A 17,245-nucleotide genomic window follows, 5' to 3' on the forward strand; every position below is an offset into this window, starting at 1 on the left:
ACTTAGGGATTAATGGTTTTGAAAACAGCCTGATAATATTGTTCAGTATTCAGTAATTCGTTTGAAATACGTTCAGCCAGAATTTGGATGTGTTCGGCTCCGAAACTGATATAAAGAGTCACTAAGCTCAATAAGATAATGGGAACAATAAAGGCCGCTTTTTGCTTAAATGAATACGTGTTAAAACCATTTTCGGGAAACTTACCCGGTTTGGGTTTGGCTACAACCTGATTCCAGATTCGGGCAATTATAAACAAGGTAATAAAACTTGCGAAAATCATAAATGCCAATAGGGTATAATTCCCGCTAGAGAGAGAAGCACCAAAAAGGGATAATTTCGGCCAAAATCCCGACAAGGGAGGAATTCCTACAAGAGCAAACAGGGGAATTGCTATCAGCAGGGAAATTTTCGGATAAGCGTTGAGTAATCCACCCATTTTTTCGAGCTTACTGCTTCCCATAATAGAAGAGGTAAGTCCACTAATAAGAAATAAGTTGGATTTGATAATTATATCGTGGAACATATAGAAAACAGCACCGATTAAAGCCACTTGAGAATTCATGCTTAATCCTGCGATCATGAAACCAATGTGACAGATAATGAGATATGAGAAAACCTTGATGATATCTTTTTGAACCAAAGCTCCCAAACCACCACTTAATAAAGTAAGTGCTGCGGTAACCATAATCAACGTTGAATTAAACTCATCCAAGTCAAATATCAAGGTAAAAACCCGGATAAGTGCATACACGCCTACTTTGGTAAGGAGACCTCCAAATACTGCTGAAACGGCAGCAGGAGGCGCATGATACGAAGCTGGTAGCCAAAAGTAAAGAGGAAAGACTCCTGCTTTTATTCCAAATCCGGTAAAAAAGATGATAGCAATCAATTGTACAAGCCCTTTGTTTTCTATCTGCGGAATAATTACAGACAATTCAGCCATATTCAACGAACCGGTAATACCATATAAAAGAGCAATAGCTGTCAGGAAAATAATAGAAGCCAGCATATTGAGTGTAAAGTACTTTACTGCCCCTTCAATTTGATGATGACGCCCACCCAACGTAAGAAGAACAAAGGAACTGATAATAATGATTTCAAACCAGACATACAGGTTGAAAATATCCCCTGTAAGAAAAGCTCCTGTCAACCCCATAATCAAAAGATGGAAAATAGGGAAGTACCCGAATTTGATTCGCGAAGAGATAACCTTTTCACTGGAATAAATAGAGGCCGCAAGCGCAACAATATGGGTAAGGACAACCAGTGAAGCACTGAATGTGTCTGCTACCATAGTAATTCCGAAAGGAGCAGCCCAGTTTCCGGCTTGTAAGGCAGTTGTTCCGTTTTGCCAGATAAAAACAAAAAGAGAAACAGCAAGCACTAACCCGAATGAGCTTGATAAAATACTCAGTAACCGCTGCGTTTTAGGGTTTCTCCAAAAAAACATCAGGAGAATTGCAGTGATTGCCTGGTAAAGGATGGGATATATAATAAAGTTTGTTGTCATTCTATTTTATCTGTTGTGTTCATTTGATCCAGGTCATCGGTTTTGACTACCTGATATGCCCGCTTAATTAATACGATTGCGAAAGACTGCAACCCGAAGCTGATGACAATCGCTGTTAGTATCAAGGCCTGGGGAACAGGGTCGGCAAACCCTTCTGCAAGAACTTTTTCCTCTCCTGATATAATAGGAGGGTTTCCTTCAACCAAACCACCCATCAGAAAGATAAGAAGGTTGATGGCATTTCCCAGTAAAACCAGTCCGATAATAAGCTTTACAAGACTTCGACGAAGGATAAGGTAAATCCCCGCTGCGTATAAAACGCCTGTTAATATTGCAAGTATCAGTTCCATAAACGTTATGCTGATTCAGATATGGTAAATATGATAGTTAAACTTACTCCGATAACGACAAAATACACGCCTATATCGAAAAACAAAGGACTTCCGATCATTCCGATTACGGGAATGGGGTCTTTAAACCATACTCCCGTCATGAAAGGGAGTTGTTTTAACACCATGGGGGCAAATCCACTTCCCAGACTGAGTGTTAACCCGGCAGGAATAAAAAAACCGGGATGCACGCGCAGTAAGTTCTTGGTATTGGATAAGCCATTGGCAAAGGCATGTAGAACAAATGCAATGGACGCAACCAGTCCTCCTATAAACCCTCCTCCGGGCAAATAGTGTCCCCGGAGTAAAACAAACACGGAGAACAGCAACAACAAAGGAAGCAGATAGTTGGATGCTGTTTTTAATATAATACTTTTCATGTTCTATTTTTCACTTTTCTTCAATCGTAACTTCAATAATCCGAAAACGCCGATGGCAGCGATGGATAAGACGGTAATTTCTATCAGGGTATCTATTCCCCGGAAATCAACCAGAATAACGTTTACAACATTTTTTCCTTTTGCTTTCAGGTAGGAAGACTCCGCATAAAACTCACTGATCAATCGTGCCGGAGATTCGTTCATAACCTCAAGAGCAAGCAAAGTAATCAACGCACCAAATGCCAACGATACAACACCGTCACGGATTCGTAACCGATTGTTTGTTAGCTTCAGATAAGGAGGAAGTCGATACAAAACGAGTACAAATAATATAACCGTCAACGTGTCTATCGTGAATTGGGTCATGGCAAGATCGGGAGCACTGAAGAATACGAAAATGAAACACATGGCGTAACCAACTACTCCCAGTCCGGCAACAGCTGCCAGCCGAGATTTACTGAATACTGTGAAGATAATGGCAACAAACATAATCGAAACGACCACCACTTCTCCCCATTCTAAAGGAGTCCAGATCAATTGATCCAGATATGTGAGCGGGCTTCCGATCAGGTGGTAAATCAGCGCGGTAATCAATGCTACGATAATAATGAGGACGTAGTTTCGTAAATGACCATTTTGAGCCGTTCTGGTCCAGAAAGCAGCCATTTTTTCAAACAGGAGAGAAGCTTTCAGTAGAATTGTTTTGGGTGCAATCGGGTCAAAACGGGAAATAAACGTTTCTTTTTCGGGATTTAATTTCCAGAAGCGATATAACAGGATTGCCAAAAGAATAGTACAACCACTAAGCAGAAGAACAAGGTTGAATCCGTGCCAGATTTTCAGGGGATGGAAATCCTGTCCCCCGGTTACCTCATAAGCAGGGATAATGATTCCTTCGAGTAATCCGGGGAAAAGCCCGAATACAAGGCTTCCGGCAGCCAGAAGTACAGGGGGAAACCAAAGTACAGCAGAGGGCTTCGCAATACTTTTCTCAGGTTTGGGCCCGGTAAAAGGCTTAATTCCAACGGCAAACCCGGCATATCCGAGAAGAAAATTAGTAAGCACAGCAACAACCGTTGTCCAGATCATAGCGCTGTGCAACGTTCCTTCGTAAATGAGATCTTTACCAATAAAACCAATAAAAAGTGGAATTCCCGCACTTGAAGCAGCTGAAACAAACCCGGCAATAGCAACCGGCCACATGAAGCTGCGTAAACCTGATAATACAGTCAGATCCCGCGTACCCGTTTTGTGATCTACAATTCCTGTTACAAGGAATAATGCAGCTTTGTATAAAGCGTGAACAACAATAAACACAAGAGCTGCACTTAGCGCATAACTATTCCCTAATCCAATCAGAAAAACCAATATTCCCAAAGCACTTATGGTAGAATAGGCAAGTACTCCCTTCATGTCTGTTCTGAAAAGAGTGTGTATAGCAGCATATACCATTGTAATGGCTCCGAAAAGAATAAGCACGGGACTCCACCATTCATTAAGTGAGAAATGTGGAGAGAAACGAAGTAAAAGAAAAACACCTGCTTTTACCATTGTTGCGGAATGCAAATAGGTTGATACAGGAGTAGGGGCTTTCATTGCTCCGGGAAGCCAAAAGTGAAAAGGGAATTGTGCTGACTTGGTAAACGCAGCAACCAAAAGAAAGATCAACAATAGAACTGAGGATGTACCTGAACTAAATACTTCAGTCATTTCTGCCATTTCACTAATACGTGAAGTACCAGTAAGACCTCCTGAAAAAATTGCAAAGGAAAGCAAAAAAAGACCTCCAAAACCAGTAATGGCAAGGGCTGTAATAGCGGACTTTCTGGAACCTTCCTGAGTATTATTAAAACCAATCAGAAAGAAAGAGCTTATACTTGTTAGTTCCCAGAAAATAAACAACAGAAAAACATTATCAGAAAGAACCAGCCCAATCATGGAGGCCATAAACAGACTCAGATACGCATAAAACCGGGAGAGTTTTTCATGACCCTTCAGATAGTTGGAAGTATAGAAAAACACGAGTGTTCCCACACCCGTGATTAGCAACAGAAATAAGGTAGAAAGCCCGTCAATTCTGAAATTCAGATCAATACCGAGAGAAGGAACCCAGGAATAGGTAAAATCAACAACCTCTCCCGAAGCTACTTGTCCTGAAAAGGAAACAAAGTAGACAAACAGAATCAGGGGTAATAAAGCGAAAAGTTTCGCCGTCTTTTCAACCAAAATTTTTTTGGAAAAAGCAAAAACCGGGGCGAGAATAAAGCCTGCCAGTACAGCTGCAATCATCAGGTATACATTTTTTTGCTAATTTAAGGTTTATCTGATAGAAAAAGAAGAATTTCAGCGTGTGACTCTGTTTCCAGACGCCTTTTACAAAGGCATTATGTTAAAACGCCAGCCAACTTTATTTCTGATCTGTTCGTCATGAAAACAGTTAAAGAACCCAAACCAAAGTTGTTATAAACATACCGAAACACATAATTTATGAATTTACAAAGCCGTATATTGTTTTTAAGTTTTTTACTGATGTGTCAGGTTTCTGCCCAGGTAACCGCAAACTTTTCGGCTTCTCCGAGAAGTGTTTGTGTGGGTGAACCCATCAACTTTACGGATCTGTCATCGGCTTCCGGGGGCTCCATTTCTTCCTGGTTATGGAATTTCGGAGACGGAAATACATCAACACAAGCGAACCCGACTCATACCTACACAGCAGCGGGGAATTACAATATAACGCTTACGGTTTCAGACGGATCTGTTTCTGTTGCAGAGGTAAAAGCAAATTTTATAACGGTACATCCGCTACCTGCGGTTAGTTTTCAAACACCTTTATCCGGATGCGAAGTACCCTATTCTCCTGTGTTTTCAGCGATTCAACCACAAGGAAACTATACGTATGCATGGGATTTTGGAAACGGACAGACCTCAACTTCGGCTGCTCCTTCGGGAATTGTGTATAATCAGGCAGGCAGTTATGAGGTCAATCTGAGTGTAACAGCAACAGAAACAGGTTGTCAGAATGATTTGACGCAAACGATAACAGTTGCTCCCTTTTCAGCGGAATTTCAGGTTAGTGAACAACAGATTTGTTTAGGCACAGCAATTTCTTTTACAGATATTTCCTCTGGTTCTCCGGATACCTGGTCCTATGATTTGGGTAACGGAGCAGTATCATCCAGTCAGAATCCGGTGTATACGTATCAGAACCCCGGTGTGTATACGGTTATATTAACAACTGGTAATACAACGACGGGTTGTAATGATACCTACTCTATGGAAATAGAGGTCTTTGATCGTCCTTCTCCTTCATTTGACATCCAACCGACACACGGTTGTTCACCTCTTACTGTTCAGTTTACCAACACCTCTCAACCTTCAGGAGGAAGCTTTGAATGGAATTTCGGAAACGGACAAACTTTTTCCGGTGCCAATCCTCCGGATCAGGTGTATCCGAATAACGGAGTCTATTCTGTTACACTCCAGCAGATGGATGAAAATGGATGTTCCTCTACAGTAACGATGACGGATTTGATAGAAGTTTCGTCACTTATTGTCGGTTTTGAAGCAGATATACTGGAAGGCTGTGAAGAGCTTCAGGTGAATTTTACGGATACATCATCTTCTCCGAACCCTATTGATAACCCGATTACATCCTGGCAGTGGGATTTTGGTAATGGTAATACATACAGCGGACAAAACCCGCCTTCGCAACTGTTTTCGGAAGGAGAGTATACCATTACACTGGTCGTTTCTACAGATGGGGGATGTCAGGAAACAGCCATTACACAGGACTATATCCAGGTGGGAGTTCCTCCACAGGCAAGCTTTACTTATACGCCGACATCTGAATGTGCCAAATCTGACTTTGAATTTGAGAGTACAGTCACTGTTCCGGTTCCATACGATGAAGAGGACATCCGGTATGAATGGGATTTTGGAGACGGAGGGACGGCAACTGACCCAAACCCTACGTATAACTACCCGATTGATACAGGTTACTTTGATGTACAACTGATTGTTTATTTCAGAGGCTGCCCAGATACGGTAGTGACAACCGATGCGGTTTATATCATTGCACCTATTGCCAATTTTTCACCCGAAAGCATGTTGTTTTGCAACGAAACATTACCATTGGAGGTTGATTTTAACGATCAGGCAATTCTGGGAACCGTTAATGATGATGTAGAAATGATCTGGGACTTCGGAGACGGAAATGGGACAACCTTTCTTTCTCCTGCTATTTTTTCAGGATCAGATCAGGGTTCTACCAGCAATACATATACCAACTATGGTACGTATTTTATTAAACAGGTGGTTCATAATTATACTACCGGGTGTTCGGATAGTATAACAAGAGAAATCAATATTTCTCAGCTCATTCCGGATATTGCGATGTCGGACGATACAATATGTCGCTTGTCTTCGGTCTTTGTTTCTAATAATTCTACAACATCCCATCCGATTATTAATACGGTTTTTGACATGGGTAACGGAACGGTTGTACAACAAGGAAGTGTGAACGAACTCTATCAAAATTCAGGAGCTTACGATATTAGTATGCAGGTAACCAATAGCGCAGGTTGCACTGAAATCTATACACATGAAGACTTTATTGTCCTACAGGAACCAACCGCACACATTTCTCCGTCGCAAAGTGCGGGATGTGTACCCTTGACCGTATCATTTGGCAACACTTCGCAGGTGCAGGGGAATGGCGTCCCTCTGGCATCATTTGAATGGACATTTGAAGATGGAAGCCAGCAAACCACCAATGACCAGTCACAGAATGTGTCCTATACATTTACCCAGAACGGAACGTATACTACGACAATGGTAGCAACCGATGCCTATGGCTGTGTTTCCGACCCGGTTTCTGTTACGACAACACTTACGTCTCCTACGGCTGCTTTCGATGCTCCGGATGTAGTTTGTAATGAAGCTCCCTTTTCAGCGATTAACCAGTCTACAGATTATGTGTCTTCGGAATGGTTGATTAACGGACAGAGTGTTTCGGTAACGGATGATCTGGAAAGCTTTTTTGCTATTGAAGATACGGGTCAGGTATCTACCACCAACACGATTGAGTTAATTGTAACAGATCAGAATGGATGTACGAACAGCACAACAGCTACTATTATTGTTTCCATTCCGCAGGCTGAAGCAGACTTTTCTTTCACAGGATCTAATATAAACGACGAAGGAGAGTTTGTTTGCCCCCCCGTTTTTGCCGATTTTACGGATGAGTCCGGCTCGTATGGGGCAATTACACAGTGGAGCTGGACTTTTGGAGACAATAATGCATCTACACTCGAAAACCCGAGTAATACGTATGTTTTTGCAGGGACATATTCGATCTCTTTAGCGGTTACGGATGAATACGGTTGTTCGGATGAGGTGATATACGAGGACATCCTTGTGATCGGGGGGCCTTCAGGGGTTGTGGAATGGACAAGTGTTGGTACACTTTGTGAACCGGCTTATTTGTTTACTCCTTCCGAATTGGTGAACGTGGAAACAATTACCTGGCAAATGGGAGACGGGGAAGTAGTAAATACGCTGGAACCTTTTGAATATACATATTCATCACCCGGAACGTATTTGCCACTCGCCATTATTCAGGATGGAAATAATTGTTCGGTGGAATACCCCATGCCGCCGATTACTGAGATAATTACACCGGTAGTAGCTGATTTTTCGGTTAATCCACAGGAAACGGATGTATATAAACCGATGAATATTTTTGATCAATCCTACGGAGGAACCGGGGGGCTGGTAAACTGGGAATGGTTTTTTGGTTCGGATTCCTTTTCTACGGAAACAGGAGGAGGGTTTTCTTACGAATGGCAAAAACCGGGGTATTATACCATCCAGTTAGTTGTAACAGATGCACTGGGTTGTACGGATACCACATCTGTTCCGGTAATTATTAATGCAGATTTGTACATACCCAACGTATTAACAGCAAACGGAGACGGAATAAATGACCTTTTTGTGCTCAAAGAACCGGTATTTACTTCATACGACATTGTCATTCTTAACCGATGGGGAAATGTTATGTACGAGGCATTTGATCAGGATGGTGTATTATTGTGGGACGGAAAGAATAAATCCGGGGAATTGTGTTCGGAAGGGGTGTATTTTTATAAACTGATAGGCACGCAATATGATGGAGTAGCGGTCAACGAGCATGGATTTTTGACATTGGTTCGTGAGTAGCCGATCTACAGGGTAAATTTATTTTAAGAAATAATTGCACGTAACGACAATTATCGTAAATTTGCATGCCCTAAACAACAATTATGTTGTTACCCCGCCCGGGTGGCGGAACTGGTAGACGCGCTGGATTCAAAATCCAGTTCTTTCGGGAGTGCGGGTTCGATTCCCGCCCCGGGTACAAAAAGCAGAGTTTATCTCTGCTTTTTTTGTTTTACAGCTCCCCGATAGTAATATTCCGGACAACTACTGCAAAAAACGGAAAAATAAATCAAGATAATAATAGTATAACCGCCTGATTATAAATAATAAAATCATGTAAAAACGGAAAAATAAAGTAAGATTATTCTCTTTTTCCAATCTTTTCCGGCATCAGATCAATCCACGAATTATTGCTAAACACTTTGTAATTAGTGTTTTATATGTTTTTCCGAATACAGAATAAATGGATCGGGCAGAGTTTATTTTTCCCGTTTTTATAGTTAATGTCTGCATTTAATTTATTGATTATCAATAAATAAATCATTATTTCAAATAAAAACAGGCGTAATTATTACGATTTAATTTTTCCGTTTTGATAACGACGTGTCCTTGACTTTACAAAATCCGTTACGGAACTTTATACGTTCGGTAAATCAATATAATTCAGTGTGATATATGTATAATGAGTATGAGAAGAACCATTCTGGCTTTCAGATGGATACAAACAAAGAGAGCCAACACCCGACAATAGAAGGTGTTTCCAATCTTACTCATGCCATTATTGCTGATATGCATTGGTTGTTAGAGATTATTGATGGTCGTATCAGAGAATTAAAGGACGGCACATTTTTTTCTCTAAACGACTGTCCGCCACCGGAGGGAGCTGAAACAGATTCGGCTTATAACAGAATCATCCGGCAATTTAGCCTGGATACAATGGAAAGATTATTGCTAATCTGTAGTATCGTTCCTCATATAGCTCCGGAGAGATTAACAGAAAAAATGCGGGACAGGAACAATCATCTTAAATTACTTTACCCGGAGTTTGGGGGGTGTATTGATCCTTTGTTTTATAATTATCTGGCAACACAGCAGACATTACTTTTTCTTTTGGCAGGAAAAGATAAAACAAATACGGTTTTTTATCAGCTGGCTTTACATAACAGTGTATTGGTAAAAGAAGGAATTATTACGTTTGAGAATGTTAACGCAGCTCACCAATCTGTAAGTGAACTGAATAAGATTCCTGTACTGGCCAAAGAGTATCTGTTTTACTTGCAATCGGGCAACGAACCCCGACCGGATTACGGAAGTGCTTTTCCGGCACGTTTGATAACTACGGATATGGATTGGGACCATCTGATTCTTGATGTAAATACAGAAAAGCATATTCAGGAGCTGATGCTTTGGGTCGAACACGGAAAGACTCTACTTGAAAAGAGCAAGATATTTGGGGTTTCCTACCCTTGCTTGTTTTATGGCCCTCCGGGAACAGGAAAGTCCCTGACAGCAAAATTAATCGGTAAAAAATATAAGAAACATGTTTTTCGTGTCGACCTTTCGATGATTGTATCTAAATACATTGGTGAAACGGAAAAGAATCTCGCCTATTTGTTTGACCGGGCAAAAGGTAAAGATTGGATTCTTTTCTTTGATGAAGCAGATGCCCTGTTCAGTAAACGCACCAGTATAAATTCATCCCAGGATAAATGGGCAAATTTGGAGGTAAACTATCTGCTACAGCGTATGGAAGAACATCAGGGGCTTACTATTTTGGCGACCAACTTAAAAAGCAATATCGACAGCGCTATGATCCGGCGTTTTCAGTCAATCATTTATTTTCCTGTTCCGAAAGAAGCCGAGAGACATAAATTATGGCATCAATTGCTCCCGAAACCCTTTACGTATGATGTAGCTGTTCGCATAGATAAATTGGCTGAAATTGAGTTGTCAGGAGCAAACATTGCTAATATTCTGAAACTCTCCTGCCTTTTTGCTCTAAAAAATAACACGTATGCATTGAGAAATGAGTGGGTAGATCAGAGTATCAGACGCGAATTAATAAAAGAAAACAAAACGCGCTGATGAGTGAAAAAGCCCCACAGAATAAAGTTGAGCAATCTGAAACCGCTTTCAGTGAGCAATTACGTGTTGTAGCGAATCACTGGTGGGGACAGGGTTTGGATACACCGGGAGAAGAGGAGGAGAAAGAAGACCTGATAGTTGCGTTGGAAGAAATGCATGTTCAGCGGTCAGTAATAGAGCACCTGGATATAAAAGCACTTGCGAATCTGGTCGATTTGATACAACGTTTTAGATCCGGGACTCCACCTTCAAAAGGTATGTTTAGTAGTTCGGACGCATTTGCTATCGGTGATTTATTTGAAAAAGTGCTGTCCGATAATCGTATATATTCTCTTACATACCGGAATGAACAGGAAAAAGAGACGTTAAAAATAGAGGTACATCCTGATGAGCAAAACAAGTATGTCTGGGTTCTGTTTTCGTATACAGGGTTAGGATTGAAAGAACCTGTCTTTTTTGAATATGCTGCTTATCCGGAGTCACCTACTGAGAAAATAGAAGAGGCAGAACAGACGAAAGAGGAGTTAGTAAATCGGCTCAATGCGTATGGAATTGTCGACGCTGAAATTAGAAGACTGACTCCTTTTCAGTTGGAACGTCTCATTCAATTGTATACCAGTTTTCTGTCAGAATATCAGGAACGGGGAAGCTACAGGGGCTACTTTTATGGTAAAGAATTAGATACAGAACAAGGTCGGGAGCGCTACCGTAACAATAACGAAAGAGGAAACTATTCGTGGTATTTGTCAGCTCAGAAAAAAACAAATCACTTCGGTACAGAAGTTGTACATTTTTATTATCAGGATGAAAACCCGGTTTCTCAGGTAAAAAATATAAGCTTTGATGTTAACTTCTCCGATACTTCAGGATATTATGAGAGCAGTGAAACAGCACAAAGCATAGAAAAATCCGTAGCAGTGGAGAGCAATAGTGAACCCCTCTTTCAGCCGGAAACGCATTCAGAAACAGATGACCAGATAGTAACGACAGAGTTACAAAAAGAAGAAAATACCCCGGAAGTTATAGTACAACCGGAACCGGAAACGATTCTGGAGGAAGAGATCGCTGAGGATAAGGGACTTCATCAGGAAAAGGTTTCTTTAGAATCGGATGAAGGAGAAGAGGATATAACGGAGTTGGTAAGTGTGGAGGAGAGTTTGGTTATAGAACCGATTGATGCCGAACCGACCATTCATCCTTCTGATATTTTGTATGAAAAAGTGCCTCATGCAACCTGGAATAATACGGGGTATTCTTTTTACAGACGTGACGGAAAACCCCTTTCTTCAGGGGAAGTCTATACATTTATACGGAAACAGAAAAAAGAAGGAAATCCGGAGTTTTTAGAAGCGTTTAAACCGCATATAAAAGGAAAAGATGCGGAAGGAACCTCCCCGACGTTTGAGATCAGAAACTCAAAGTACAGGTATTACGCGTATTCATTTGATCCGGATTGGGGCAAAAAGGAGGAGGAAGAGCCTGAAATAACGAAAACAGACGAAAAGTATATAGGAAAGAAAGTTTATGAGACAGCATTTGTACGGGTAAGAACTTCCGAAAGAGAAAAGTTTGCAGGAATTCGTTTGCACGATTTTCCATCACCGGAAGGTAAAAACACAAAAGGAAAAGGTGCTAAAGTTTACACCGGAGGAACAGGTCTGACTATACTGGCTTATGGTAATGATGATGCTTCAGGGTGGATATTGGTGCAGACACCTGATGGGCAAACAGGATGGATAGCCGAAAGCTGGACGAAGAAAGCAAAAGTTGGCGATGATACACGTTATACGCTACGCTACGTAGAAAAAGGTGAAACGATAACAGATTTGCTACGTGAAATAGAAGATGTAGATCGTGACATAGGTTATGATAACAAATTATTTGCAAATGCACTGTGGTTATTGAATAAAGATAACCCCGATGTATATATAAACCAAAACAAATACAAACAAAGTCTTATCAATAATGCAGCAAAAAATGCTGTAGACCCATGGGATGCAGAGAAACGGGCAATACTTCAGTCAATTGAAGTAAAGCAGGGGGCACAGGTAAAAGTACCAACCAAACAAACGATCGATCAAATGATTGCCCGGGGAACAATTGAAGTGCGCCCCGATTGGGTAACAGCAGGCATAAAAACAGCCCGCATTATAGAAGGACTTCTGGAGGGTATTCCCATTGGTATATATGAACAAGCCAAAGACACGGTAACGGGCATTTGGGACATGATCAAAAGTATTTTCACAGGAGAAATACTGGATCAATTGGTCGATCTCTACAATGCTCTTTGGGAGATGAGCTGGGAGGATGTTAAAAAGCTGCTATTAGGTTTGCTGGGTATAGATCCTGACGAATTTGAAAGGATATGGAACAGCAAGAATATTACGACAGTTGAACGTTACAAATTCATTGGTGAAATCATTGGCCGTCTCATCTTTGAAATTTTGATCATTGTATTTACCGGAGGCGCGGCATTAGCCAGGTACAGTTCCAAAATACCTGCATTAGCAAAATTGAGCAGAAGCCTGCAAAAAGCAAAGAAAATTATTCCGGACAATGTTGCTGATAAGTTGCGTAAAACAGAGAAAGCAACTGATAAAGTGGATGAGGCGGTTGTCTTGCCAGTAAGAAGAAAATTTGATCCAAAAACAGCAACCGCTAAACAAAAAGGTAACTTTGGGGAAATCGTTTCAGATAAACATTTGAGAAACAAACATAATTTGAAACGTATAGGAGACGATCCTCCTAAAACCATAGATGATAAATTAAGAAAAGGAATTGATGGGATTTATGAAAACAATACTCCACCGCCAAAGTACGTTATTAATGAATCAAAATATGGTCAATCTCAATTGAACCAGACCAAAGATGGAAAACAAATGTCGGATGATTGGATTAGAGGCAGTGATAGATTAGAAGATCAGGTTGGATTACACGAAGCAAAAAAAATTAGAGAAGCACTTAAAAAGGGAGAGGTTGATAGAGTGCTAAGTAGGATTGATGAAACAGGAAAAGTCACTACAAAGAAATTGGATAGTAAAGGAAATATAATAGGTGATTGGCCTTAACAAAAATTAATTATTATATGAAGTTAAGAGATGAGTTAAACAACAGGGAAGGATATCAAGAAATTATTGAATTTTATACAAGTTCTATAAATGAATATGAACAAGAGATTGAATTGCTCCTGGAATATGAAAAGAAAGGAATACAAAAATATTCAAATCCTAATTTAGAAATTATTAAATCTACAAAAGAAGAGTTGAGGAATGCGTATTATAAAATTTTAAAATCAATGTATTCGAAAGGGGATACCATCGAAGGTATATTAGCGATTTATTTGAAGTTGATTTCATATTTCACTGAAACATGGAAAAAATCAAATGGATATGTTCAAATGCTTGAGATGTTATCCATAGGGATAATGCTAAAAATTGGTGACAAGGATTTCAAATTATTAATTGAAGCAGTAAAAAAAGATGATCCTCAAGATTTATTGATTGACACTTTAATTAGTTATAGAGATGAAAATTGGAAACAACTATCAGGTAAATTGATGTGGAATAAGCCATATAAGGCATTACAGGAGGTAATTTTTTTAGCTAAAGAGGATAAAAACCTATCTTTAGAAAGATTGCATAAATACCTCAAAAAAGAATGGTTTAGAGGTGCGGTAGAGATTCAAACGCATAAGAGCAAATTTAATATCCATTCCGGCTATTGGAGCTTTGAAAGCGGAGCATTGGTAAAAATTTTGGAATTGGATGACGCAACTCTAAAGGATCAACAGTATTATCCTTATGATATGGTACATTATAAAGAATAGTATTTTGCCAAAACTACAGACGAAGTTAAAGAAGCCGATATAATTCCTGATGTAAAGAAAAAATATGGTGATGGAAATGTGGTTTTCTACTATCCAATACGGAAAGCCCTAATAAAATTGAATATAAAGTTTATTCAGATTGTGAATGGGATATGATTATTAATCAAGAAACAATAGATCCGATTAACATTCCGCAACCTATATTTGATGTATGGAAATGTCCGAAGTGTGAGCGGGTTTATATCTTCAAAAATGATGAAGTTTATAGAGTTTACACCATGGAAACGTAAAATTGTCAACGGAAAACAAATGGGAAGGACTCACGGTGAATACGAAGAAATAACACATTTTTTAAATATTGATTAATGAGAAACAGAGTAATTACTGTGCCAAAAAATAAAGACGCACAAGAGGATTTAAACTATGACAGAGCTAATCAATTAGATTTAATAGAATGGAGACTTACAGATGAAGAATTTAATAAGCTTTATACATTGAATGTATTTGAAATTATTAATTCTACTTGTCAAGTTCTGATTGATGATTTTGAGGATGAAGAAATCACAGATGCTGTATCGTTACAGAAGGTAAAAACTATCTTAGATGAAATGATATTTAAGGATCCGTTTCCTGAATTAATACAAATGAAAGAGATAACAGAATATGCCTTAAATTATCGCACAGGGCTATTTTTCTTTTTCTAAACAAGTAATCAGCCAATAAAATTAATCACAAAAGGTTGTTCTTATATTAATTAAATTAAGAAATAATTCGCAAAACGTTCTTTGGATGATCCTGATTTTTATAAAGCTGTCCACAAAAGGAGAAGGCTACAAATACCGTAATCAAAAAAAGCAGGCAATTCACATCACCTGCTTCCTTTCGTAATACTATGTAGAGTAAAGCATAAAAAGAAAATATTTACTCTTTCTCTTCCCACACTTCTTTTGTTTTTTTCAGTTTTTCTTTTGTAGTGTCAATGGCCTCTTTCGTTTCTTCTTTAGTCTTTTCCCATCCCTCTTCAACAGATTCTTTGGTTTCCTGCCAGCCTTCTTTAAGATCCTCTTTTGTTGCATCTACTTCTTTTTCGACACCTTCACGGATCATTTCCCGGTTTTCCTCTCTTGAGGTATCTTCTTCATTTCCATTGCAAGCAGTAAATCCCAACAAAACAACAGATCCCAACATCAAACTCATTACTAGCTTTTTCATAATTATTTGTTTTTTTAGATTCACTAACAAACTACAAAAAAAGAAGGGTTGAACCCATTTATTTAGCGTTTTTTAATATTTTTTCATCAAAAACAGCTGTTTTTTTGATCAATTTTGGGTTAAACCGGAAAATCGTCTAAATCCAGAATATTATTTTGAATCGCATAAATTACCAGACCGGCAACATTCTTCGCCCCGGTTTTGGTAAAAAGATTATTCTTGTGTCCCTCGACTGTTTTGGCAGTAATGAAAAGGGCATCACCAATCTCTTTTGCTGTTTTCTGCATACAAATAAGCTTCAGGATCTCAATTTCCCGTTTGGAAAGTTCGGACCCTTCTACCAACAGCGGTTTCGGTGTTTTGGAAGAAATCTGGTAGCGAAGCTTATCGACCTGTTCTTGTGTAAAGTAGATACCTTGCTGATGTACCGTAGTAATGATTTCCTGCAAATGAACCGGAGATATTCCTTTTGGAACAAAAGCAGAAGCTCCGCTTTTGAAAAGAAACCCAAGTGAAGAATTTTGGTAATAAGAAGAAATGACAATGATCCGTATAGAAGGAAAATGCTCTTTCAGGTGTTGAATGGTATCCACACCATTCATTTCCTTCATTTTCAAATCCAGCAATAATATTTCGGGTAAAATGGCTGATTCTGCTTCAAGCTTTTCAATCAGATCCCTCCCGTTGCAAGCGGTGAAGATCACATTAAACCCGTTACATTTATTAAGAAATTCTTCCAGTAGTTTTGCTACAAGTTCATCATCGTCTGTAATGGCAATTGAAATTTCCTTCATGACTTATTTCTATTTTTTAGGTCAAAAACAAAAACGGATGTAGTTCCTTTTTCCCCCGATTTAATCTTGTAAACTCCTTTTAAATAAAGGACGCGTAATTCTATATTTTTCATTCCCAGCCCCTGTGACATGGCTTCCACATCGAAACCCTTACCGTTATCACGCACTACCATACTAATACAATTATCAGTGATCCGGATCCCGATAAAAACTGCAGTTGCTTCAGCGTGTTTGTTACAGTTAACAATTAATTCCTGTAAGATTCTTGTTACCTGAAGCTTAACATCACCAGGGTGGGGAGTTGCGGTGCGAATGTCTTTGTGAAAAAGAATGGAAAGATGCTTTTTCCAGGCTTCCACCATATTTTCTATCAGGTCACAAAGCTCGATATCATCCAGCATTGGGGGACTCAGGTCATGAGAAACTCTCCGCGCTTCATTGATACTCTCCTCCAACAACCGGTCTGTTTCATCAAAGTTGTATTCTATCTGGTTCTTTAACCGAAGTATGGTCAGCTTTCCGATCAGAGAATCATGTAAATCGGCTGCTACCCGTGCCCGTTCTCGTTCCTGAACCACAACACTTGTTTCCATGAGTTTTTTCTGATATTCAAGTTGTAGACGGGACTCCTTCAATTTACTTTCAACCTGTCTTTTGACATTAATATAAACCAGTTTTACGATAGAAACCGTAAGCAGAGATACCATTACAGCGGCAATTATGATCCAAATTGCAATTGTTTTCGGGTCGAGCCATTTTTCCATATCTCTCTAATTAAAAAAACGTAAAACGAAATCGTCAGAATCAGATTAAAGCACCAGAAGTAAAATTTTACCGAAGAAGGTACATTGAT

Annotated in this window: 12 protein-coding genes and 1 tRNA gene; 6 read left to right on the forward strand and 7 right to left on the reverse strand. The window is 39.5% G+C overall.

Annotation, left to right across the window (positions count from 1 at the left end):
• Nucleotides 1-2: 2 nt before the first annotated feature.
• The 4 genes from ABDZ97_RS01315 to mbhE are packed head-to-tail and all read right to left on the reverse strand — an operon-like array spanning nucleotide 3 to nucleotide 4,569.
• A complete protein-coding gene (locus ABDZ97_RS01315) occupies nucleotides 3-1,511 on the reverse strand; it encodes a proton-conducting transporter transmembrane domain-containing protein (protein ID WP_343784293.1) in 1,509 nt (502 codons plus the stop codon).
• Entirely contained in the window at nucleotides 1,508-1,861 is a 354-nt protein-coding gene (locus ABDZ97_RS01320) for a Na+/H+ antiporter subunit C (RefSeq protein ID WP_343784295.1), read from the reverse strand. The genes ABDZ97_RS01315 and ABDZ97_RS01320 overlap by 4 nt, the downstream gene beginning before the upstream one ends.
• Before the next feature lie 5 nt (nucleotides 1,862-1,866).
• Entirely contained in the window at nucleotides 1,867-2,280 is a 414-nt protein-coding gene (locus ABDZ97_RS01325; RefSeq protein ID WP_343784297.1) for a Na+/H+ antiporter subunit B, read from the reverse strand.
• 3 nt (nucleotides 2,281-2,283) lie between these two features.
• Nucleotides 2,284-4,569, reverse strand: a complete 2,286-nt coding sequence (gene mbhE, locus ABDZ97_RS01330; protein WP_343784299.1) for a hydrogen gas-evolving membrane-bound hydrogenase subunit E — start codon at nucleotides 4,567-4,569, stop codon at nucleotides 2,284-2,286.
• 198 nt (nucleotides 4,570-4,767) lie between these two features.
• Between mbhE and ABDZ97_RS01335 the strand changes: the two genes are divergently transcribed.
• The 6 genes from ABDZ97_RS01335 (at nucleotide 4,768) to ABDZ97_RS01360 (ending at nucleotide 15,090) form a co-directional block, all read left to right on the forward strand.
• On the forward strand, nucleotides 4,768-8,496 hold the full coding sequence (locus ABDZ97_RS01335) for a PKD domain-containing protein (protein WP_343784301.1): 3,729 nt from the start codon (nucleotides 4,768-4,770) through the stop codon (nucleotides 8,494-8,496).
• A 96-nt stretch (nucleotides 8,497-8,592) separates the two neighbouring features.
• Nucleotides 8,593-8,674: transfer RNA gene (locus ABDZ97_RS01340), tRNA-Leu, on the forward strand.
• 515 nt (nucleotides 8,675-9,189) lie between these two features.
• Nucleotides 9,190-10,560: an ATP-binding protein gene (locus ABDZ97_RS01345; RefSeq protein ID WP_343784303.1), complete on the forward strand. Its 1,371-nt coding sequence runs from the start codon at nucleotides 9,190-9,192 to the stop codon at nucleotides 10,558-10,560.
• Nucleotides 10,560-13,628, forward strand: a complete 3,069-nt coding sequence (locus ABDZ97_RS01350) for a hypothetical protein (protein ID WP_343784305.1) — start codon at nucleotides 10,560-10,562, stop codon at nucleotides 13,626-13,628. The genes ABDZ97_RS01345 and ABDZ97_RS01350 overlap by 1 nt, the downstream gene beginning before the upstream one ends.
• Before the next feature lie 17 nt (nucleotides 13,629-13,645).
• Nucleotides 13,646-14,386 (forward strand): PoNe immunity protein domain-containing protein, encoded by a 741-nt coding sequence (locus ABDZ97_RS01355; RefSeq protein WP_343784307.1) that lies wholly within the window; start codon nucleotides 13,646-13,648, stop codon nucleotides 14,384-14,386.
• Between the two features lie 365 nt (nucleotides 14,387-14,751).
• Nucleotides 14,752-15,090, forward strand: coding sequence for a hypothetical protein (locus ABDZ97_RS01360; RefSeq protein ID WP_343784309.1), 339 nt, complete (start codon nucleotides 14,752-14,754; stop codon nucleotides 15,088-15,090).
• 217 nt (nucleotides 15,091-15,307) lie between these two features.
• Here the strand turns inward: ABDZ97_RS01360 and ABDZ97_RS01365 are convergent, their stop codons facing one another.
• From ABDZ97_RS01365 to ABDZ97_RS01375, 3 genes are all read right to left on the reverse strand, one after another.
• Nucleotides 15,308-15,598 carry a hypothetical protein gene (locus tag ABDZ97_RS01365; RefSeq protein WP_343784311.1) on the reverse strand — a complete coding sequence of 97 codons (291 nt, stop codon included), beginning with the start codon at nucleotides 15,596-15,598 and terminating at the stop codon, nucleotides 15,308-15,310.
• 119 nt (nucleotides 15,599-15,717) lie between these two features.
• Nucleotides 15,718-16,392, reverse strand: coding sequence for a response regulator (locus tag ABDZ97_RS01370; RefSeq protein ID WP_343784313.1), 675 nt, complete (start codon nucleotides 16,390-16,392; stop codon nucleotides 15,718-15,720).
• On the reverse strand, nucleotides 16,389-17,156 hold the full coding sequence (locus tag ABDZ97_RS01375) for a sensor histidine kinase (protein WP_343784315.1): 768 nt from the start codon (nucleotides 17,154-17,156) through the stop codon (nucleotides 16,389-16,391). Before ABDZ97_RS01375 ends, ABDZ97_RS01370 begins: the two co-directional genes overlap by 4 nt.
• Nucleotides 17,157-17,245: the final 89 nt, after the last annotated feature.

Source organism: Wandonia haliotis, from assembly GCF_039523435.1.
Classification (GTDB): Bacteria; Bacteroidota; Bacteroidia; order Flavobacteriales_D; family Crocinitomicaceae; genus Wandonia; species Wandonia haliotis.